The following is a 20,698-nucleotide window of genomic DNA, read 5'->3' as shown; positions in this document are numbered from 1 at the left end:
GGTCACCGTACGATGACGGAGGTCAGCGCATCGATCTCCCGCTGACGTTCCGCCTGCGCCTGTATGCGCCCACCCACACCGGGGCGCTCCTGCCACGGTAGCGGTCCCCCGCGGCGACGATACTCCACGCCACGCTCGTCGAGCCGGCGCAGGTGCGAACCGAGCCGCACCTCGAAGTCATCGAAGGCCCCACCCGGGCCGCTCCACAGCGCCTCGGCGAGAGCGCATGCCCGGGGCCAGAGCATGTAGTCGCGCGAGCGTGCATCCTCCAGGTGTTCGGCCCACAGGTTCGCCTGCGCTCCCCGCACAAGCATCGCCTGCTCGGGCGTTGCCCATTCCGGGACCGGATCGTAGCCATAGACATCGCGAAGCCCGACGACGACGCCAACCGGAATCGGCTCCCTCGCGTCATCCGACTGGCGGTAATCGAAATAGAGCTGGTTGTCGGGGCACGCGACCACCGGAACACCGCGCCGCAGTGCCTCGCCGATTCCGGCATCCCCACGCCATCCGAGTACGGTGACATCTTCACTCACGTCGTGTTCGAGGACCTCGTCCCAGGCCAGCATCCGCCGGCCCTGCTGCTCAATATGAGCGCGCAGCTGGTCCAGGAACCAGAACTGGAGTTCGCGCGGGTGCGACAGGCCCCGATCGCGCGCCAGTTCCTGCGACCGGGCGTCGGCCTCCCATGCGCCCGATGGCACCTCGTCGCCGCCGAGCCCGATGTCGATCGACGGGAAGAGCGCGAGCACCTCGTCGAGCACGATGCGGAAGAAGTCGACGGTGCTGGTCTCGGCGTTGAGCGGATACGGGCTGATCCCCCACCGCGGGTACACCTCGACGGTCGGCGGCTGCCCGTCGGCATCCGGCACACCGAGATCTGGATACGCCGCGATCGCCGCCTGCGAGTGGCCGGGGAGATCGATTTCCGGCACGACGACGATGCCGCGGCTCGCGGCGTACGCCACGATCTCGGTGATGTCGTCCTGGGTGTAGAAACCGCCGTGCGGCCGCTCGATCTCGGGCGCCGTCGCGTCGTCCGCACCCACCTGGGTGCGATTCCGCCACGCGCCGACCTCCGTCAGCCGGGGGAACGCCCGGATCTCGATCCGCCAGCCCTGGTCATCGGTGAGGTGGAAGTGCAGTCGGTTGAGCTTGTGCATCGCCATGAGGTCCACGGTGCGGAGCACCTCTCGCACAGGCAGGAAGTGCCGTGCGACGTCGAGCATGATTCCCCGCCACGCGAAGGCCGGCTCATCCTCGATCTGGCAGGCAGAAACCGTGACGGTCCGGGCTGTGGCGCTCACCGAACGCCAGATCCCGTCGCCCATCAGTTGCAGAACAGTTGCGGTGCCGTGCAGGAATCCGGCCGAATCGGATGCCGTGATCGAGATCCCCTGTTCGGTCACGTCGACGCGGTGCGCTTCCGGTGCCAGCGTGGCATCCGTCACAAATCGGATGCCGGTGGTCACGCGATCGACGACGTCGACACGGATCCGCGCACCGGCCCACAACCGCTCGGCCAGCAGCGCAACGGCATCCGTCGCATCCGGAACCGCGGCCACCGAGACGGAACCGTGCAGGGCGAACTCGCCATCCGTAGCGGTGAAAACGCGCGGACGGGGAATCAACGTGTGCTCGCCCATCAGCCCTTCACCGCCCCTGCCGACATGCCAACGACGAGTTTGCGTTGCAGGATCACGAAGAACACCACGACCGGCAGGGAGAACAGCACGGATGCCGCCATTTGGCCGCTGACGTCGGTGCCGGTGAGCGGGGAGCTGAACGAGGCCAGCCAGATGGGGAGGGTATACATGCTCTGGTCTTTCATGAAGGTGTAGGCGATGAGGTAGTCGTTCCAGGCGTTGATGAACGTGAACACGCTCGTGGCAATCATGCCCGGAAGGACGAGGGGAAACAGGATGCGCGTCAGCACTTGCCAGGTGCTGGCACCGTCGAGCTGCGCTGCCTCTTCTAGCTCTGCGGGCAGCGCCAGGAAGAAGCTACGCATCATCCAGATCGAGAACGGCAGGGTCGACGAGATGTACGCCAGAATCAGTCCGGTGTACGTGCCAAGCAGGCCCGCCTCGTTGAAGACCAGGTATTGCGGGATGAGAGTCGCCGCTCCCGGGATCATCTGGATGAGCAGGATAGCCACGAGGATCGGGCGCCGGCCACGGAACCGGAAGCGTGAGAGCGCGGCGGCGGCGAAGAGCCCAAGCAACACGGCGAAGACCACAGCCCCGGTGACGACGATGAGCGAGCTGCGCAGGTTGTCGAAGAACCCGGCCTGGAAGATCGCGGTTTCGAAGTTCGCCAGCGTCGGATTCAGCGGGAGAAACGAGGGGGTCGAGGTGAGGGCATCCTTCCGCGGAGTGAACGCGGACTTCACCATCCAGTAGGTCGGAAAGGCCCACACCACACAGAAGACGAGAGCGATGCCCGTCGCGATCGGAGATGGTCGATGAAGCCGGCTGCGCTTGGTCACAGGTCTTCCCCCGATCGGATGAGATTACGGATGTAGACGCTCGTGATGGCGCTGAGCAACAGCGCGGTGAGCAGCGCGAGTGCTGCTCCGGCACCGATGTCGAGACCGACAAACGCGGTCGTGTAGGTGAAAACACCGAGTGTCGAGGTGGAGCCGTCGGGGCCGCCCTTGGAGACGAGCCAGATCTGGTTGAACACGTTGAAGTCCCAGATGACCGACAGGATCGTGACGAGGAGGATCGTCGGCTGTAGGAAGGGCAGCGTGACCAGGCGGTAAATGCTGCGCTCACTCGCGCCGTCGAGGCGGGCCGCCTCGATGTATTCGCTGCCAACCTGGGTCTCAGCCGCGTAGATCGTCAGCGCGATGAAGGGAACGGCCTGCCACACGACGAGCAGCCAGATGGCCGTGAACGCGAGCCCGGTGTCGGCGCCCCAGTCGGTGTTGGTCATGTCACCGAACACCCGCAGCTGCGTGAGGATCCAGTTCATGACGCCGTAGCCGGGCTGGAACATCCAGTTCCACACGAGCGAAGCGGCGACATTCGGCATTGCCCAGGCGAAGACGAGCACGACAGTGGTGACGGTGCGCATGGTGTTGCTCAGCCGCGTCATCAGGTGTGACATGCCGACGCCGATCACGACGCTGCCGATCACAAGTGCGGCAGTGAAGACAATGGTGCGGACGAACGATGCCCAGAATTCCGGATCGGTGAGGATGCCGGCGAACTGTGCGAAGCCGACGAAGGAGTACTCCCCGGTGAACAGCGATCGCTGGTCATAGTCGGTGAACGCCATGTAGACCATCACAACGAGCGGGATGATCGTCACAGCACCGAGCACAATTCCGGCGGGTGCCATCAGCAGCAGTGGTGGCAGTCGGCGCTCAGCGAAGGCGCGCGCGGATGTAGATTTTCGGTTCACAGTGGTTCTCCGGGTCGGACGACAGGATGGGCGTCCGGTTCGGGCGCCCATCCGTCAGATCACTTGAGGGCGTCGCCGGCCTTGGCGTCGTAGCTAGCCGCGGCCTCCTCCGGAGTGGCGGCGCCTGAGGCGACGGTGGAGAACAGGTTTTGAAGCAGGTTTGCCGCCTCGATCTCGGTCCAGCCCGGCGATGCCGGGGTGGCGCGCGAGTTGAGCGCCGCCTGGAAGAAGCCGGCCTTCACCTCGCTGAGGTCCTCTTCAACCGCGGCGATGCTCTCTTCGCTGTTCGGCATGAGACCCTGGTCGCCGAAGACGTACTCGGTCTGGATGTCCGGGTTGACGGCGATCTGGGTCCAGATCAGTGCGAGCTCGGGGTTTTCACTCTTCGCGGCGATGCCCCACACCGATCCGCCGAGCATGACCGGCTGGGTCTCTTCGTTCTGGCCGGGCAGCGCGAAGGTGCCGAGGTCGGCCTCCGTGAGTTCAGGGTTCGCGTTGAGCGTCGCGGTGATCGAACCGTTCGAGGCGATGATCGCGCTGGCCTTGCCGTCGGCGAGGAGTTGCTCCTGCTCCGGCTTGTCGGCCGAGACGGTGCGCGATGATTCTGCGGAGTAGGTGTTCTGGAATTCCTTCCAGGCTTCGATGCCCTTGAGCGAGGCATCCGAACCGGCGGTGGACGTCCACTCGCCGTCCTCGAGGGCGGCGATCTCTCCGCCGTGGTCCCACATGAACTGCAGGCCGACATACCAGTGCTGACCCGGGAGGTAGAGCGGCGAGAAGTCGTCGGCCGGGTTAGCCGCGTCGACGGTGTCGAGCGCTGTCGTCAGTTCGTCCCAGGTGGTGGGCGCCTCGGTGACGCCGGCTTCGGCCCACAGAGCCTTGTTGTAGATGACGGCGCGGTTTCCCGCGAATCCGGGGATGCCGTACAGGGTTCCGTCGACAGTAGCGGGCTCTTCGAGGCCGCTGAGCCAGGTCTGGCCCTGTACGAGGTCCTCGCGGTAGTCGGTGACGTCGAGCAGGCCGCCGTTGGCGGCGTAGCCGGCGACCTGGGTGTTGCCGATGTCGATGACATCCGGCGGGGTGGACGTTCCCAGCGCGGTGCTGAGCTTCGTGCCGATGCCGTCCCACGGCTGGATCTGCACGTCGACCTCGGCGCCGGTGCGCTCGGTGAACTGCTCATTGATCGCGTCGAGGGTGGCGTCGCTGTAGTCGTCCTGCATCACCCAGACGGTCAGGGTCTCACCCTTGGCGTCGACGGTCTCGGGGATTCCATCCGGAAGCTCGGCGTTCCCGCCGCCTCCTGTGCTGCATCCCGCCAGGGCCAGGGTGGCCGCACCCGCCAGGGCAAACGCCGTCACGCGATTGATCTTTCGCATCAGTACTCTCCTTTGAGTCTCGGTAGACCATCGCGAGCGAATGCCGATGGCTGGGTTAATAATGGAGGCTTATTAACTAATCCACAAGAGCGAAGTTGCCATCACCGAAAAGAAGCCGCCCGGCAGTCCCTCGCGGGCGGCCGGGCGGCGTCACTTATTGGTTCGCGCTACGGAGTGGACACCACAAGCGCCTCGGGGTCTGCCACGCGCGCGGACGTTACGACGATGTGGTGCTCCCCCGGTCCGACGCTCGTGCCGGTGTATGCCTGCCCGTTCAACTCGATTGTCGAGCCGTCGGAGAGCGGCAAATCGAACACGGCTTCCGCGCCGTACGGCACCACCAGGTCAACGTGCAGGTCGTTCCCCGAGAGACGCCAGTCGATCGACGCATCGCCGAGCCGGGTCTCAACCGACGCCCGGGCCCAGGTGATGGTTGTCGACGGTCGAGGCGCCACGACAATACGGCGATATCCGGGTCGCTCGACGCTGGGCGCGATACCGCCGACGTAGCGGTAGACCCAGTCGATCACAGCGCCATAGGCGTAGTGATTGAACGAGAGCATTCCCGAGCTGTCGTCCGTTGCCATGTCGCCGGAGTGGATACTTCCATCCGGAGCCAGGGCATCCCACCGCTCCCATACTGTCGTCGCGCCCATCTCCACCTGGTAGAGCCAGGATGGTGCTTCGCGGCGGAGCAGCATGAGGAAAGCTTCGTCGGTGTGGCCGCTGTTCACGAGCGCGAAGAGGACCAGGGGGGTTCCGAGGAATCCGGTGGCGATGCGCCCGCGCTCCTGACGGACGTTGCGTGCGAGCCCCTCCCCGATCCGCTCGCGGTCGTCGTCGGGCGAGATGCCGTATTCGAGCGCGATCGCCGCCCCGGTCTGGGTCTGGACTGCATCCTCGCCCCAGCGATCCCAGGTCTCTCGAGCGACGCGGTCCGCGAGCTGGTCGGCAGCCTGCGCGCGGCCAGCGTCGCCAAGGAGTCGTTCGGTCTCAGCGAGCAGCCGGGCACTGTGCGCGAAGAACGCGTTGGCCACGAAGTCCGCTGACACCTTCGCATTCCAGGGCTGATCGCCCGGCGCGTCAGGATCCAGCCAGTCGCCGAACTGGAATTCGGTGGGAAGCAGACCGCCGTCGGCCCGCTTCTCCAGGCTCGCAACCCAGCGTCGCATGCTGGCGAGTTGCCGCTCGAGGACCTCATCGCTTCCATAGGATTCGTACACCGCCCACGGCACGATGGTCGCGGCATCCCCCCACCCGGCGCGTCCCATGGTTTTCCACTTGCTGGAATCCGCCTCGTCAGCGTCGTGAAGGATATTCGGGACGACAGCCGCAACTGCGCCGTCGGCATCCTGGTCCAGCTCAAGATCGCGCAGCCACGACACCCAGAACTGCTCGACATCGAACAGGGTGCTTGCCGTGGGCGCGAAGGCCTGTGCGTCGCCGGTCCAGCCGAGCCGCTCGTCGCGCTGCGGACAATCTGTCGGCAGGGAGACGAAGTTGTCGCGCTGCGACCATGCCACGTTCGAGTGCAGCCGTTCGAGCATCGGTTCCGAGCATGCGAACTCCGACCGTGGTCGATCCGCGCTGGAGATGGCGACCGCTGTGGCCGAGACGACTTCGGCGCCCGTGACTTCGGCGTACTGGAAACCGTGGAACGTGAAGGTTGGCTCGAGTGTCGTCTCGCCGTCCTGCGCGAGCACGTACCCGTCGGTCGCCCGCGCCGTGCGCAGCGACTTGGTGTGGATCGATCCGTCGGGTTCGAGCACTTCAGCGTGGCGGACCTCCACCCGGTCGCCCGCCGAACCGCGGACCACGAGCCGCAACCAGCCGGCGATGTTCTGGGTGGCATCCAGGAAGCTGTGCCCATCGCGATGCTCAACAGCGACGTCCCATTCCCCGATCGTCCTGACCCCACCGGTGATTCGCGGTTCGAGAACCGCCGTGTCGACGTCGACCGCCCGGGCAGCAGCCCATGCGGCGTCGTCGAAGTCCGCGGTGTCCCATCCGTCCGGCTCGGCCCGAAGATCGACCTCGACGCCGTCATACAGGCTTGCCGAACGGATGCCGCCGGTGGCTGCTTTCCACTCCGGGGAGGATGCGACCCGTACGACACTGCCGTCCGCGCACTCGACGTCGATCTGCACAAAGGCTGCGGTTTCGGTGCCGTACTGCTCCGTGCCGTCGACCCAGCCCAGTCGCCCTCGGTACCAGCCGTCCCCGAGCAAAACTCCGAGCGCGTTCTGCCCCACCTGGAGCAATTCGGTCACGTCCCAGGTGCTGAGAAGGACACGGTCCTGATAGGCCGTCCACCCCGGGGTGAGGTGCTCCTCCGTTGCACGCTGCGCGTTGAGACGCAGCTCGCCGACGCCCCAGAACGTGGCGTACATGCGTGCCCTGACCGCGGTGTCAGGCACGGTGAAGGTCGTGCGCAGGAGCGTCACGGGACCTTCCACCGGTTCGGAACCACCGATGGGCTGGGCAGCGAGAGAGGCCGGATCCACCGCAGCCTCAACGGTGAGGGCATCACTCCACGGTGACCATCCGTCCGCCGTTGCGATGCGAACCTCACAGTGCCGCACTTCGCCGGGCTGCAGAACCGGCCATGGAGCGGCGACGCCGATGGACGCGTCTGACAGGGTGGGCTCACCCATGCCACTGTCGACGCCATCCCAGCGCACCTGGAAGCCGATCTGCGGCGACGCTGCCGTAGCGCGCCAGGTGAGGCGCAACCCAGCCGAGGGGATCCCGATGAGATCGTCGGGGTATTGGGTTTCCACCGCCAGGACCCGGGCGCTCTGGTCTGTGGTTGTTGAAGCGGGCAAATGCTGGGACATTGGTCGACCTTCCGTAGGTTCCCGGTTACACCGGTTCGTGTCAGGGAGTGTTACGTGTCGGGGCAGGTTGCGAGGATTGCCGGGTCTTCAGCGTGGGCTTTACCACGACGTTGACTGGTTCGGTCCGTCCTCCGATGCGTTCGAGCAACAGGCGCACAGCGTGTTCGCCCATGGCTTCACCGCATTGGTTGACGCTCGTGAGCGAGATCGCGGGGTGGCTGGCGATGTCGATATCGTCATAGCCGACAACAGAAACGTCGGATGCCGAGAGTCCGCATTCGTCGATCGCCCGGAGCGCCCCGAGCGCAAGCTCATCGTTGCCCGCAAAAATCGCCGTCGGAATCTCGCGATCGAACAACGCGAGAGTGTCGAGTCGCGCGGCATCCTCCGTGATGCCCGTGCGAACAATCTGCGTGTGCTCCTCGAGGCCGGCTGCGCGCATGTGCGAGACGTACTCGTCAAGTCGGATGGAGTGTGGGGTACCTGACCCTGGGAGGGTGACGTCTTCACTGCGTGTCAGGTGTGCGATCCGCCGATGGCCCAGCTGGAACAGGTGTTCCATCACCAGCCGGGCGCCCTCAACGTCGTCACCCGTCACCGTGTCGTAGGAGACGGATTCGTCATGGCGGCCGAGCATCACGACGGGCACCGTCGTCGCCAGTCGTTCGAGCCACTGGGGCGAGACCAGCGGGGAAACTGCCACGATGCCGTCGACCTGGCGGTCTGACAGGGCGCGGAGCGCGCGGATCCCCTCCTCGCCGTCCACTCCATCCGCTGGCGCGATGATGAGTTGGTACTGCGTGTGCCGTAGTTCTGCGGTGGCCCCCGCAATGATGGTGGAGAAGAAGGGGTTACCGATGTGCGGCAGCTCGAATCCCAGGGTGAAGCTCACCCCCCGCATGGCCCTCGCGGCGATGCTCGGACGATAGTCGAGGACCTCGATCGCGGCGTTCACCCGTTCACGCATTCCAGCGCTCACCCCATAGGCGTTACGGATAACTTTTGACACGGCTGCGCGCGAGACACCAGCCTCGCGCGCGACATCCTCAATCGTCGCTCCTCGCGATCCCGGCACTCTCGTCCCCTTTCAATTGGCTGCCACAATACACGTTTATGGCCGAGAACATAGATCGTTCTACGAACTCATAAAATCGTTTCAGAAAAGTTGTGTAGATCGGTTGACAGATTTTCGAAACCGCTTGTAGCGTGGGCCTCGCCATAGCACCGAGAGGATTCGGGGCATACAACAGCGCAGTTGCTTTACATGGAGGTAAAGAAATGGTCACTCGTACTCGGCGACGCTCATTTGTCGCTCTCGGCGCAGGCGGTCTTGCGGTATCGCTTGCTCTCGCCGGCTGCTCTGGCGGGGGCGGCGACGCAGAGTCCGCCGGCACTCTCACCTACCTGGTCGACAACCAGGAGGCAACGGTTGCGACCGCTGAGGCACTTGCCGAGGCGTTCACGAAAGAGAATCCCGACATCAAGATTGATGTTCAGACACGACCTCAGGGCGCGGACGGCGACAACCTCATCAAGACCCGCCTCGCGACCGGAGAGATGAGCGATGTTTTCGCGTACAACTCAGGGTCACTCCTTGAGGCGCTGACTCCGGAGTCGACGCTCGTCGACCTCTCCGAAGAGGCGTGGGTCGACAAGCTCGACGAGAACTTCGTCGACTCGGTCGGCGGTGATAATGGCGTGTACGGCATACCGATGGGTCAGTCCATGGCTGGCGCTGTGATCTACAACAAAGATATTTACGCAGAACTCGGGCTTGAGATTCCCACCACCTGGGACGAGTTCATTTCCAACAGCGAGGCGATCAAGGCTGCGGGCACTGCCGCTCCGATCGTGCAGACGTACGGCGACACCTGGACATCGCAACTCTTCATCCTCGGAGACTTCAACAATGTCCTCGCCGAAGATCCCGACTGGGCTGAGAAGTACACCAACAACGAAGCCAAGTACGCCGACGAGCCGGCGTTTGCAGGGTTTGAACACCTCCAGCAGGCGTTCGAAGCTGACTTGTTCAACGAAGATTTTGCGTCGGCCACCTACGCGGATGGCGTGAGCATGGTCGCCACCGGCGCGGGCGCGCAATACCCCATCCTCACGTTCGCAGCGGGACAGTTGATGACGACAAACCCGGAGGCGAGCGACGTCGTCGGGACGTTCCCGATCCCCGGCCCCGACGCGGAGACGAACGGCCTGACCGTCTGGATGCCAGGCGGTGTCTATATTCCGCAGTCAACGGAAGGCGAAAAACTCGAGGCTGCCAAGAAGTTCGTCGAGTTCCTCGTTACGCCGGAGAGTTGCGACATTCAGGCGGAGACGACTGCCCCACAGGGCCCGTTCGTCATCGAGGGATGCGAACTGCCGGAGGACGTACCGGCGATGGTCTCCGATCTCCAGCCGTACTTCGATGAGGAAAAGACCAACCTCGCGCTCGAGTTCCTCTCCCCCATCAAGGGCCCTGCGCTTGAGCAGATCACCGTCGCGGTCGGTTCGGGCATCACGTCAGCCGCCGATGGCGCAGCACAGTACGACGAAGACGTGAAGAAGCAGGCGCAGCAGCTCGGGATCGAGGGCTGGTAGGCCACACATCCTCCCTGCGGGGCCGGTTGCGCGGCCCCGCAGGCTTATTGGGAGACAGATCATGACCACAGCCACGGCACCAACCTCTCGATCGCGCGGTGATCTCACTCCGCCTCAGCCAGCCAAACGTCGGCGGATGAAGAGTTCATATCCGACCTGGTTCTTTATTCCAGCGGGGGTCTTCTACGTTGTGCTGTTCCTCGTCCCCACCGTTGCGTCGTTTTACTTCTCGCTGACCCGGTGGACGCTCTTCGAGGTGGACTTCATCGGCTTCGACAACTTCGTGAGGTTCTTCCAGGAACCGCAACTGGTGCAGGGCTTCGTCAACACGTTCATTTACGCCTTCCTCACGTCGGGGGCCAAGGTCGTGATCGGTCTCATGCTCGGCGTGTTCCTCAGTTCGCAAATCGTCGGACGCGGCTTCCTGCGAGCGACGATCTTCTTTCCCGTTCTGGTCAGCACCATCGGTGTCGGCATCCTGTTCAAGGTCTTGATGGACCCGTTCGACGGACCCATCAACGAGGCCCTCGCCGTGATCGGGATTCAGGGCCCCGCGTGGCTGACCGATCCCTCGATTGCCCTCCTCTCCGTCGCCCTCGTCGACATCTGGAAAGGCGTTGGACTCGCGACCCTCATCTATATCGCCGGAATGGTTGCCATCCCCCAGGAGTACTTCGAGGCAGCCAAAGTTGATGGTGCTGGCGCATGGAACACGTTCAGAAACATCACTCTCCCGCTGCTTCGTCCCGCGACCGTGACGGTGGTGCTGCTCTCCCTCATCGGAGGACTGCGCTCGTTCGACCTGATCTGGGCGATGACCGGAGGAGGCCCGGGGTTCACGAGTGACGTCCTCGCCTCCGTCGTCTACAAGCAGTACCAGGCCGGGTTCTTCGGCCTCTCAACCGCTGGCAATGTCGTCCTCTTCATCGTCGTGGCGGCGATTGTCTTTCCACTCTCACGGTGGCTGAACAAGAAGGGCGACGAACAATGAAAAATGTCGCATGGAAGTGGGGTGCGGGCACGATTGCCCTCATCCTCGCGTTTATCGTCTTCATCGTGCCGTTCGCGTTCATCGTGTTCACCGCTGGAAAGACCCAGAGCGAGGCAGCGGCGCTTGAGTTCACCCTGCCGACCGAGTGGGTGTTCTTCGACAACATCGTCGCGGTCATCGAGAACCGCGACTTCCTCCTGGTCCGGGCGTTCATCAACAGCACGATCCTGACGGTCGCGGCAGTGTCCATCATGGTGGTGCTGGCCGCCATGGTGGGCTACGTACTGCAGCGCCGGAGGTCACGATGGAACCCGCTGGTGAACGGCCTCGTCCTCGCGGGCCTCATCATCCCACCGGCCGTCGTCCCCACCATCTGGGTCCTCCAGGGCCTCGAACTCTTCAAGACCCTCCCCGGCCTGATCGCGGTGCACGTCGCACTTGGCCTGTCGTTCTGCATCCTGCTGTTCCGCGCGTTCGTCTCCACAATCCCTCGCGAGCTCGACGAGGCGGCGATCATTGACGGCGCAGGGCCGATCAAACTGTTCTTCCGGGTTATCTTTCCGCTGCTCAGGTCGGTGATCGTCACGGTCATCGTCGTGCAGTCGGTGTTCGTCTTCAACGACTTCACGTACGCGCTGTACTTCGCGCCGGGAGACGAGAACGCCACGGTACAACTGACGACCTTCAACTTCATTTCCCAGTCCATGAGTTCGTTCAACCTCCTGTTCGCCGACATCCTCCTCATCACCATTCCGCCGCTGATCATGTACATCTTCTTCCAGCGCCAGATTGTCGCCGGGATGACATCGGGCGCTGTGAAGGGGTGACCGAAGGCCAACCGCCGCGCAGCGCAGCCGCTCTGCGCGCCTGGGTGCGCGAGCGGTCTCCGCAGCCGTTCGATGACGGTGCCGTCACCCCGCCCGCGGGCGGAACAGCGTGGGTCTACGGGCCGGGACAGTTCGAGCTGGCCCTGCTGGCTCATCTCGTCGCCGACGGTTTTGCCGCCAACCGCAACGTGCACTACCCCCGCAACTACGGTCGCGTCTGCCCGACAGCGTCATTCACAGCGATGACGACGGATGCCGCGGATGTCACGGTGCGCTTTTCCGGGACGCTCACCGCGGTCACCGTAGGAGGAACACCTGTTGTGCTCGACCGATCCGGTCGGTCGAACTCGGTGACCTTTCCCGCTCCGGCGGGCACCGGCATCCGCCTCGATCTGACAGCAGCGGAGGGCGAGGTCCCTGCGGTAGCGGTGGACAGGCTCGCGCCCATCCGGGAGTGGAAAGCCCGCACCGCCGGTAGGCCATGGGAGCCCGCAAACCCCCGGGAGGGCGGCGACGTTCCTCCGCACCTGGCACCGACCGGCACGGTCGAACTCGTCGCGCGCAGCATCGGGAATTCACTCTTCGACGTCGGTGCGCCCGTGCTCGGCCGACCCGTCTTTCCACCGGGGCCTCCCCCACGGATCTGCAGCGGCGAGAGCATCGAAGAAGCGCTCAGCGACCCTGACACCCACGAGACCAGGCACGATCTCATCGCCCTCGATGACGGCGGCTGGACCACACAGCACCTGTTGGGCTTCAGAGACCTATTCGTCAGATCGAGCACCGCACTCGACGTCGTCGCCGTGCGCGCCTCCGTGGCCGCGATCGACCGCCCAGGAGCATTCGCCTGTTCCGATGATGAGCTCACCCGCATCTGGGCCTCCGCCCAGTACACGTTGCGGCTGTGCATGCAGGGGCTGATGATCGACGGGATCAAACGAGACCGGATGCCGTGGGCCGGCGACCAGGCGCTAAGCACCCTGGCCAACGCATTCGCGCTCGGCGCCGCGGGGGTCGTCGCCGATGGGCTCGTCGCGCTGGGCCAGCCGAGCCACGGGTATGTGAACGGAATCGCGGACTACTCGCTCTGGTGGGTGGTCACTGCCGAGCTGAGGCTTCGCTATTTCGGCGATCTCCGGTTTGCGGAGACCGAGGCGCGGAGGCTCGACCGGTTCGTGGCCAATCTTGCCCGGTTTGCGGGAGGCGATGGAGTCTTTCGGCCGGCAGAACAGCCCGGAGGGTTCACCGACTCTGGGCCGGGTTCGGTGTTCATCGACTGGGGTCTCGACATCGAAAGCGGTCGGGACCCGGTCGCGCTTCAGATGCTCTGGTACTGGGCTCTTCGAAGTGCCCACCGGGTGCTCAGCGCGGTTCAACACCCGAACGCCCAGCGCTGGGGCGACCTGTCCCTCACACTCGCCGAGACCCTGCATCGACGCGGGTGGCTTGCCTCCGAGGGGCGCTGGGCGGACTACCTCGATGCCCGAGACTCGCAGCGGCCAGCCACATACGCCAACTTTCTCGCCGTGCTCTCCGGCATCCATCACGGGGATGATATCCCGCCCGGTGTCACGGAAGTGATTCAGGCGGGAACCGCCGGAACCCCCTTCATGACGGCGTTCCGTCTCCGAGCGATGATCGCAGCGGGACAAACACAGGCAGCGCTCGACCAGCTGCGGGAGATCTGGGGTGCGATGCTCGAGCGGGGTCCTGGCACGTTTTGGGAGGAAGCCACTCTCGATGACGACCCACTCGCGATGTACGGGCGACCGTTCGGCCGCAGCCTCAGCCACGCGTGGGCGTCGGGTCCGGCGGCAATCCTCCCAGAGGCCGTCCTCGGGGTCCGGCCGCTGGACGACGGATGGGCACGGTTCGAGGTTCGTCCTGAGCTCGGCGACCTCGACTGGGCCGCTGTCGTCGTTCCGGCTCCCGCCGGTGACATCGTTGCCGTTGCCACGCGGGAGCACACGACAGTGGAGATCCCCGAGGGCACAGCGCTGGTGCGCGATGGCGAAGCGGTCTACGGACCTGCCACCGTCAAGTTTGCGTCCGAGCTACCTCACAGCGTGTCGGCGACGGCGAGCACCGCGCCGAGCAGCCCCGGTAGTCAAGGTTCCCGTTCGGTCGGGATGCCGCGTCGCTAGCGGCGGGAGGCAAAGAGCGCGTGGAGCAACGGAACTGCCGACACGGCCATCAGTACCGTGCCGAACACGGCATCCGCGTCCCGGACCACGGCCCCAGCGATGAGGAACCCGGCGAACAGAACCGCTGAGACGACGCGCCGCGCCGTGTGCTCAAGCCGGATCACCCGGCGCTCCAGGGCGGGGCTCTGCACCGAGACGGTGCCATCGTCGAAACGGGCGATGAGGTTGTCAATGCGCCGGGGCAGCCGCAGGGCGATGCCCGCGATCTCGAGAGCCTGCTGAGCAGCATCCTTCACCGCGTTCCCACCCTCATCGCGCAGCAGTTGCGTGGCGTAGGGCTCGATGGAATCCCACAGGTTGAACCGGGGTCGAGGGCGCTGCACACACCGGATGTCAGTGACATGGCTCGGATCACGAGCAGGAAATTCTCGGGCAGCTGGAAGGGCAACGAGCGCACGACATCACCGAACTCGACGGCGAAATCACGGAACTCGCGCGGGTCGACGTCACGCAGCTCGGCGAAGCCCATCCCGCCGAACCGGGCGAACAATTGCACCATCGCCCGTTCGAGCTCGGTTGTTTCCGCGGTCGGCAGCAGCACACCGACGGAACCCATTGCGTCGACGAGTCCCTTCCCGTCGCGAGATGCCGCAGCGAACAGCAGTTTTCGCAGGCCGGCACGGGTACTGCCCGACACCTCCCCCATCATCCCGAAGTCGATGAAGGTCAGCTTCCACGACCGTTGACCGGGTGGGGCGTCGAGCGGCGTGACAAAGATGTTGCCCGGGTGCGGGTCGGCATGGAAGAAGCCGTGGGTGAACAACTGGTCGAACATGACGGTGGCGAAGACGGATGCCACGTCGCTCGGTTCGATTCCGGCCGCACGGAGGGCATCCGTGTCGTTGATTTTGATCGCCGTCACGTCTTCGAGCGTGAGCACCCGTCGGGTGGTCCGCTCCCACACGACGGCGGGGACGGCCACCCGGTCGTCGCCGGCGAAGTCAGCCGCGAACCGCTCGGCGTTCATTGCTTCGTGAAGGTAGTCGATCTCCTCGAGGCTCGTGACCGCAAACTCCTCCACCAGCGCGGGCGCGTCAACGCGGTCAGAAACCAGGCGCACGTGGCTGAGCCATCCGCCCACCTTGCGCAGCGCGGCCAGGTCAACGTCGACGATCTCATCGATGCCGGGGCGCTGCACCTTGATCACGGCGCCGGTCAGCCCCGTGTCGGCGGTGTCGAGCGCACCGAGAGTGGCGCGATGGGCCTGGCCGAGGGATGCCGCTGCCACCGGCGTCTCGTCGATCCACTGGAACGCTCGCTCGAGCCGCACACCGAGCTCCGCTTCGGCGAGGGTCCGGATGGCGGGAAACGGCACAGGGGGCACTTCGTCCTGCAGCCCCTCGAGTTCCGAGGTGATTTCCGGCGGCAGGACGTCGAGCCGGGATGACATGAACTGGCCGACCTTGATCATCAGCCCGCCGAGGTCGACCGCGAGCACGTGGAAGCGCCGTGCGAAGCGTTGCATCCGCCGTGTCCGCGTCCTGTCGGCGACTCTCCGCAGTCCGATGCGCGGGAGCACAAGTTCGTACCACCACGTCACCGCGAGATTCCACCCGGCGAACCGCAGGATGCGGCGATACCGAGCACGCGTATTTCCAGCTCCGGACGGCGAAGAGCCTCGGTCCCGGCGAACCGGCGGCACCGCCGTTAGTCCTGCGCGAGGATCGCGTAGAGCCGGCGACGCGCCTCGTCGAGGACCGTGACCGCTTGCCGAATCTGCTCCGGCGAACCGGTGCGACCCACCTGCGTGGCCGCCTGCGCAAGTTCAACGCCCGCCTTCGGCAGCGCGGTGAAGCCGGACTTATCGTTCGCGCCCGTGGTCTCCCACGGAGCTGTGTTGCCGGAGTCGACAGTCACCGCACGCCCGGCCTCGGTCAGCGAATAAGTCTTGCGGCCATTCGATTCTTCGGACTCGATGAGCCCTTCGTCGGCGAGCAGCTGCAGCGTCGGGTACACCGATCCGGCGCTCGGCTTCCAGCTTCCGTTGCTGCGCTCCTCGATCTCGCGGATGATCTGGTAGCCGTGCATCGGCTTCTCTGCAAGCAGCGCGAGCACAGCGGCCCGGACGTCACCACGGCCCATCCGGCCGCTTGGACGTTTGTCGAATGTCGATCGCAGCTGCTCCATGATCTGCCACATGCTGTCCGTGGGGATGCCTGCGCCGAATCCTCCTGCGGGGAATGAGTTGCCCATGATGAACCTCCTGTGAACTCCGAGCGATGGTCAACGATATATCGTTCGCTGAGCGAGCGATAGAGGCTCCAACCGGGGATATGTCGGTGATTTCCGCGCCTTCCTCCGTGTCACGCGAGCACCCGATGAACCGATGCGATCGCACTCGACCCCTCACCGACAGCGGCGGCGACGCGCTTCATCGACCCGCGGCGGACGTCGCCGGCCGCGAACACGCGTGGGGTTGAGGTCTCGAACGGCAGGGGTTCCCGTCCCAGGTCTTGCCAGCGTTGCAGCGTCTGCTGCGAGATATCGGTTCCGGTCCGGATGAACCCGGCCTCATCACAATCGAGGCCGCCGATCCAGCCGGTCGCCGGGTCAGCACCGATGAAACAGAACAGCCCGCGCGCCTCAACCGTTCCGGCCGTATCGATGTGCACCGTCTCGAGGGTGTGCTCGCCATCGAGCCCGACGATGTTCGACGAGGGGTGAAGATGGATTCGTGGGTCATCCACAATTCGGTCGACCAGGTACGACGACATCCGTGCGCCGAGGTCACCGCCGCGCACCACCAGGTGAACGTCGCAACCGTTGCTCGCGAGATACAGGGCTGCCTGACCGGCCGAGTTGCCGCCGCCGGCGACGACGACCGGCGCCCCGTGCACCTGCCTCAGCTCGAGGGCGGTCGCGGCATAGTAGATACTGGTTCGCTCGAAAAAGTCCCACCGGTCCAGGTGCAATCGCTTGTAGGCGGCACCGGATGTCACGACTGCCGAGCGCGCGCGGATCGTCTTCCCGTCGGCCAGCACGACCTCAAGGCCGTCGTCGGTGGAACGCAAACCGGACGCAGCACACGGTGCGCAGACCCGCACACCGAACTTGATCGCCTGGAGCGTCGCCTGTCCGATCAGCGACGCCCCGCTGACTCCGAAGGGGAAGCCGAGGAAGTTCTCGATTCTCGAGGTTGCGCCGGCCTGGCCGCCCGGCGCAACGGCTTCGAGGAGAAGTGTGCTGAGCCCCTCGGATGCGCCGTAGATGGCCGCGGCCAGTCCCGCGGGACCGCCGCCGACGACGACGAGGTCGACAGCGCTCTCACTCGTGGGCTCGTAGCTGAGCCCGAGTTGCTCAGCGACGATGGCGGGAGTCGCCCGAACGAACGCTTCGCCCTGAATAAAAGCCACCGGCAGGTCCTCCGGCTCCCACTGAAAGCCGGGGTGCGAGACGGTCGCATCCGGTTCGAGTGCCAGTGCTGTGTGAATGAGGTCCAGGCGCTCCGCAAACCGCTGGAGCGCGAGAAATTCTCGCGAGTCGCCCACCCCTACGAATTTCAAGGTCAGCGCCGCCGAGCCCTTCCGAAGCGACTCCCGGCGAGCCCACAGCGTGTGCAGGATGAGGTCACCCAGTTCGTCGTCCTCGGAGAGCGCTTGCCGGAGCGCGGCGGCTTCCAGGCGCCAGATCCGGCTGGGCGCTTTCGCCCGCACGGACAGGAACGCGCGCTGACCGTTGAGGAGACCGAGTTCACCGGCAAAGTGACCTGGCCCGATGAGTGCAAGTACCTCTTCATCGAGCCACCGCAGAGAATCGCGAACGAGTTCGAGTTCGCCGGACTCGACGAGGATCATCGGATAGTTCTCCCGGCCCGTGGCGATGATCTGCTCGCCCGCTGCGACGTCGAAACGCGTAGCGTGCTGCGTCAGTCGCGCCCACTGTGCGTCGCTCAGCATCGGGATGGTTGCGGGATCTGCGTAGTAGTCGACCATGGCAGCGCCTCAGCTTTCGGTAAACGCGGCGGCCGTAGTGAGCCGCCCCAGTCAGCGAAACAAACAAATCTGAGTCTGCTCGCCGACCGCCATGCTGTCTATGGCGAGTTCCGAGTCCTCGGCTTTCGAGGGGGTATCCCTCCTTCGACGAAGGGGCTCATCCGCCCTGTCGCACGCGAGAAACGGCATCCGCGAGGAGACGGATCCCGCGCGTGATCTGTTCCTCGGTGACGTTGCCGAATCCGAGCACCAGCGCGGGCGGGCGCGGGACCGGATCCGTGGCTCCGTCCGGGAACCGATAGTGGCTGAGCGTATTCACGCGAACCCCTCGAGTCGCTGCGGTCGCCGCCACTGCGTGCTCGGACACCCCGCCCGGGAGATGGAGCAGGGCATGGCAGCCGGCTTCCAGGCCGAACAATCGGTCCGCTCCGAAGCTACGCTCCACCTCGACAGTCAGGACATCCCGGCGTGACCGATAGAGCTCCCTGACGCGTCGCAGATGACGGTCAAAGCGACCGGTTTCCATGAGCAGCGCCAACGCTTCCTGATCCAGCCCGGGGGCACCGCGGCTGCTGAGCCTTTTCTCGCGGATGATTGCGGCCAGGAATTGCGGTGGCGCGAGCACCCAGCCCAGCCGGATCGTCGGGGCGAGGGTCTTGCTGACCGACCCAAGAGCGATCACGCGGGCCGCGTTCAGGCCCTGCATCGAGCCGACCGGTTGACGGTCGTAGCGGAACTCGGCGTCGTAGTCATCCTCGAGGATCACGCCGTCGACGTCCTCTGCCCAGGCGATCAGTTCGCGCCGCCGTGACGGGCTCAGCGCCACGCCCGTTGGGCACTGGTGGGCCGGTGTCAGCAACACGGCGCGAGCCCCGGTGTCGAGCAGGCGGCTGACAACGACACCCTGGTCGTCGACAGGCACCGGCACGGCCTCGAGTCCCGCACGTCGGGCGATCAGCGCGTGCTCGCGCGGACCGGGATCCTCGAGCGCAATCCGCTGCACTCCGTGCTGGGCGAGGGCCGCGAGGGCAAACGTCAGTCCCTGCCGAAAGCCCGACACAATCACCGCGTCGTCGGCCGCAGCGCATCCGGCGCGAACCCGGCGATGATACGCGGTGACGACTTCTCGCAGGTGCGCTGAACCCGCCTGGTCTTCGTCGCCGAGTTCCCGTGTCGGAAGAGTACGCGTTGCCTCCGATACGGCCCAGCTCCAGTCGGACAGCGGTACCGTACCTAGATCGGGGACGCCGTACTCAAAATCGATGGTGACCGGCCTGGGTGGCGCGGTACCCGCCGACACCGTTGCCGCAGCCGGTCGCGAGGCCGGGCCCGGCAACGGGAGTGCCGCCACCCGCGTTCCTGACCCGACCGCTGACTCGACGTACCCTTCAGCCAGGAGCTGCTCGTACGCATCGACAACGGTGCCGCGTGACACGTCGAGCAACTCCGCCATCCGTCGCGTTGACGGCAGGCGTTCACCCGCCCCGAGTCGCCCTTCGCGGATCGCCGCCCGCAGCTGGCTCTGGATCTGAGACCCGAGCGATCCCGCGTTGGATTCCAGCTCCACCAGCACGTCGGGGCCACCTCGGCCCCACTTCACTGTCATCTCCCCAGTAAATGGCCTAATTTTCCGGGTGGCAAGCGGACCTTCTGACGGAGCCATATCGGCGACAGACTCGACAAATGAACCTCGGCATCCTGCTGGCACTCGGGTCAGCTCTCGCGTACGGCGCGTCCGACTTTGTCGGCGGCCTCGGCTCGCGCCGCCACTCATCGTGGCAGGTTGTCCTGGTGGGCCAGAGCGCCGGAGCTCTCGTTATGCTGCTGGCCGGGCTGGTCGCCCCCGGTAGCCCTGTGGTGCTGGACTTCATGTGGGCGGCGCTTGCCGGGGTTGGCTCGGCAACCGGCAGTCTCTTCCTGTTTCGCGGGTTCACCCGCGGAACGATGGGGCTCGTCGCCCCCATCTCCGCCGTCGGCGCCGCGATTCTGCCCCTGATGGCGGGCGTCGTTTTCGGTGAGCGGCCGGGCTGGCTGGCCTGGGGCGGCATCCTTGCCGCGCTGCCGGGGATCTGGCTCGTCTCCCGGAGCTCGGTCGCAGACCGCGCGACACACCGGCGTGCAGCGCTCATCGACGGCGCGATCGCCGGCATCGGTTTCGGCGTCCTCTTCATCGCCCTCGCACAGATCTCCGACAACGCCGGCCTGCTCCCCCTCGCCGCCAATCAACTGGTCGGAGCAATTCTGACGGTCATGGCCGCCGCCAGTCTGGGGCAGATCTGGCGTCCGTCAACAGGTGTCCTCGGCTGGGGCAGCGCTTCCGGAGTGCTCGGCGCCGCGGGAACCCTCGCCTTCATGGTTGCCACCGGAGCGACCAGCCTCGGCATCGCCGGCGTCCTCGTCTCGCTCTACCCCGCCGTCACCGTGCTGCTCGCCGCTGCGCTCCTCCGAGAGCGGGTCACCATCGGTCAACGCGCCGGAATCACCCTGTGCACGCTCGCGGTCGCGACCATGGCGCTCGGCTAAACCAC

General features: G+C 65.4%; 14 protein-coding genes and 1 pseudogene. 5 read left to right on the top strand and 10 right to left on the bottom strand.

Translation table 11 applies throughout. The annotated features are described in order from the left end of the window. Positions 1 to 2 precede the first annotated feature (2 nt). From AC1C2N_RS09505 to AC1C2N_RS09480, 6 genes are all read right to left on the bottom strand, one after another. Positions 3 to 1,646, bottom strand: a complete 1,644-nt coding sequence (locus AC1C2N_RS09505) for a beta-N-acetylhexosaminidase (protein WP_495433815.1) — start codon at positions 1,644 to 1,646, stop codon at positions 3 to 5. Beyond that, positions 1,646 to 2,488, bottom strand: coding sequence for a carbohydrate ABC transporter permease (locus AC1C2N_RS09500; RefSeq protein WP_495433814.1), 843 nt, complete (start codon positions 2,486 to 2,488; stop codon positions 1,646 to 1,648). The genes AC1C2N_RS09505 and AC1C2N_RS09500 overlap by 1 nt, the downstream gene beginning before the upstream one ends. Next, positions 2,485 to 3,408 (bottom strand): carbohydrate ABC transporter permease, encoded by a 924-nt coding sequence (locus AC1C2N_RS09495; RefSeq protein ID WP_495433813.1) that lies wholly within the window; start codon positions 3,406 to 3,408, stop codon positions 2,485 to 2,487. The genes AC1C2N_RS09500 and AC1C2N_RS09495 overlap by 4 nt, the downstream gene beginning before the upstream one ends. A 59-nt stretch (positions 3,409 to 3,467) precedes the next feature. Further along, positions 3,468 to 4,784, bottom strand: a complete 1,317-nt coding sequence (locus AC1C2N_RS09490; protein WP_495433812.1) for an extracellular solute-binding protein — start codon at positions 4,782 to 4,784, stop codon at positions 3,468 to 3,470. Positions 4,785 to 4,951: 167 nt separating this feature from the next. Further along, on the bottom strand, positions 4,952 to 7,621 hold the full coding sequence (locus AC1C2N_RS09485) for a family 78 glycoside hydrolase catalytic domain (protein WP_495433811.1): 2,670 nt from the start codon (positions 7,619 to 7,621) through the stop codon (positions 4,952 to 4,954). 40 nt (positions 7,622 to 7,661) lie between these two features. After that, positions 7,662 to 8,696: a LacI family DNA-binding transcriptional regulator gene (locus AC1C2N_RS09480; RefSeq protein WP_483403889.1), complete on the bottom strand. Its 1,035-nt coding sequence runs from the start codon at positions 8,694 to 8,696 to the stop codon at positions 7,662 to 7,664. 203 nt (positions 8,697 to 8,899) lie between these two features. On the opposite strand from AC1C2N_RS09480, the gene AC1C2N_RS09475 reads away from it, so the two are divergent. The 4 genes from AC1C2N_RS09475 (at position 8,900) to AC1C2N_RS09460 (ending at position 14,178) form a co-directional block, all read left to right on the top strand. Next, entirely contained in the window at positions 8,900 to 10,216 is a 1,317-nt protein-coding gene (locus AC1C2N_RS09475; protein ID WP_495433810.1) for an ABC transporter substrate-binding protein, read from the top strand. A 136-nt stretch (positions 10,217 to 10,352) separates the two neighbouring features. Further along, positions 10,353 to 11,207: a carbohydrate ABC transporter permease gene (locus AC1C2N_RS09470; protein ID WP_495433809.1), complete on the top strand. Its 855-nt coding sequence runs from the start codon at positions 10,353 to 10,355 to the stop codon at positions 11,205 to 11,207. Next, positions 11,204 to 12,034 carry a carbohydrate ABC transporter permease gene (locus AC1C2N_RS09465; protein ID WP_483403886.1) on the top strand — a complete coding sequence of 277 codons (831 nt, stop codon included), beginning with the start codon at positions 11,204 to 11,206 and terminating at the stop codon, positions 12,032 to 12,034. Before AC1C2N_RS09470 ends, AC1C2N_RS09465 begins: the two co-directional genes overlap by 4 nt. Then, positions 12,031 to 14,178 carry an alpha-L-rhamnosidase-related protein gene (locus tag AC1C2N_RS09460; protein WP_495433808.1) on the top strand — a complete coding sequence of 716 codons (2,148 nt, stop codon included), beginning with the start codon at positions 12,031 to 12,033 and terminating at the stop codon, positions 14,176 to 14,178. Before AC1C2N_RS09465 ends, AC1C2N_RS09460 begins: the two co-directional genes overlap by 4 nt. Here AC1C2N_RS09460 and AC1C2N_RS09455 read toward each other — a convergent pair. The 4 genes and pseudogenes from AC1C2N_RS09455 to pdxR all read right to left on the bottom strand — a co-directional run bounded on the left by AC1C2N_RS09455 (position 14,175) and on the right by pdxR (position 19,776). Beyond that, positions 14,175 to 15,880, bottom strand: a pseudogene (locus AC1C2N_RS09455) (ABC1 kinase family protein). The gene AC1C2N_RS09460 and the pseudogene AC1C2N_RS09455 sit on opposite strands and share 4 nt — an antisense overlap. 5 nt (positions 15,881 to 15,885) lie before the next feature. Beyond that, the gene (locus AC1C2N_RS09450) at positions 15,886 to 16,431 is read right to left on the bottom strand and encodes a PadR family transcriptional regulator (RefSeq protein WP_483403883.1); all 546 of its coding nucleotides are present in this window, start codon (positions 16,429 to 16,431) and stop codon (positions 15,886 to 15,888) included. 110 nt (positions 16,432 to 16,541) lie between these two features. Beyond that, a complete protein-coding gene (locus AC1C2N_RS09445) occupies positions 16,542 to 18,170 on the bottom strand; it encodes an FAD-dependent oxidoreductase (protein WP_495433807.1) in 1,629 nt (542 codons plus the stop codon). A 157-nt stretch (positions 18,171 to 18,327) separates the two neighbouring features. Further along, the gene (gene pdxR / locus AC1C2N_RS09440) at positions 18,328 to 19,776 is read right to left on the bottom strand and encodes a MocR-like pyridoxine biosynthesis transcription factor PdxR (RefSeq protein WP_495433806.1); all 1,449 of its coding nucleotides are present in this window, start codon (positions 19,774 to 19,776) and stop codon (positions 18,328 to 18,330) included. 77 nt (positions 19,777 to 19,853) lie between these two features. Here pdxR and AC1C2N_RS09435 point away from each other — a divergent pair, with 77 nt between their 5' ends. Further along, positions 19,854 to 20,693: an EamA family transporter gene (locus AC1C2N_RS09435; protein ID WP_495433805.1), complete on the top strand. Its 840-nt coding sequence runs from the start codon at positions 19,854 to 19,856 to the stop codon at positions 20,691 to 20,693. The last annotated feature ends 5 nt before the right edge of the window (positions 20,694 to 20,698 follow it).

It is taken from the genome of Mycetocola sp. Y791 (genome assembly GCF_059445325.1).
Note: the sequence above shows the minus strand (reverse complement) of the source record. Positions and strands in the feature narration are given on the sequence as shown.

Excerpts from the sequence above, each read along its gene's own strand:
- AC1C2N_RS09475 (WP_495433810.1), top strand. The coding sequence starts at position 8,900 with ATGGTCACTCGTACTCGGCGACGCTCATTTGTCGCTCTCGGCGCAGGC.
- AC1C2N_RS09435 (WP_495433805.1), top strand. The coding sequence starts at position 19,854 with ATGAACCTCGGCATCCTGCTGGCACTCGGGTCAGCTCTCGCGTACGGC.
- AC1C2N_RS09490 (WP_495433812.1), bottom strand. The coding sequence starts at position 4,784 with ATGCGAAAGATCAATCGCGTGACGGCGTTTGCCCTGGCGGGTGCGGCC.
- pdxR (WP_495433806.1), bottom strand. The coding sequence starts at position 19,776 with ATGACAGTGAAGTGGGGCCGAGGTGGCCCCGACGTGCTGGTGGAGCTG.
- AC1C2N_RS09450 (WP_483403883.1), bottom strand. The coding sequence starts at position 16,431 with ATGGGCAACTCATTCCCCGCAGGAGGATTCGGCGCAGGCATCCCCACG.
- AC1C2N_RS09465 (WP_483403886.1), top strand. The coding sequence starts at position 11,204 with ATGAAAAATGTCGCATGGAAGTGGGGTGCGGGCACGATTGCCCTCATC.
- AC1C2N_RS09485 (WP_495433811.1), bottom strand. The coding sequence starts at position 7,621 with ATGTCCCAGCATTTGCCCGCTTCAACAACCACAGACCAGAGCGCCCGG.
- AC1C2N_RS09505 (WP_495433815.1), bottom strand. The coding sequence starts at position 1,646 with ATGGGCGAGCACACGTTGATTCCCCGTCCGCGCGTTTTCACCGCTACG.
- AC1C2N_RS09470 (WP_495433809.1), top strand. The coding sequence starts at position 10,353 with ATGAAGAGTTCATATCCGACCTGGTTCTTTATTCCAGCGGGGGTCTTC.
- AC1C2N_RS09445 (WP_495433807.1), bottom strand. The coding sequence starts at position 18,170 with ATGGTCGACTACTACGCAGATCCCGCAACCATCCCGATGCTGAGCGAC.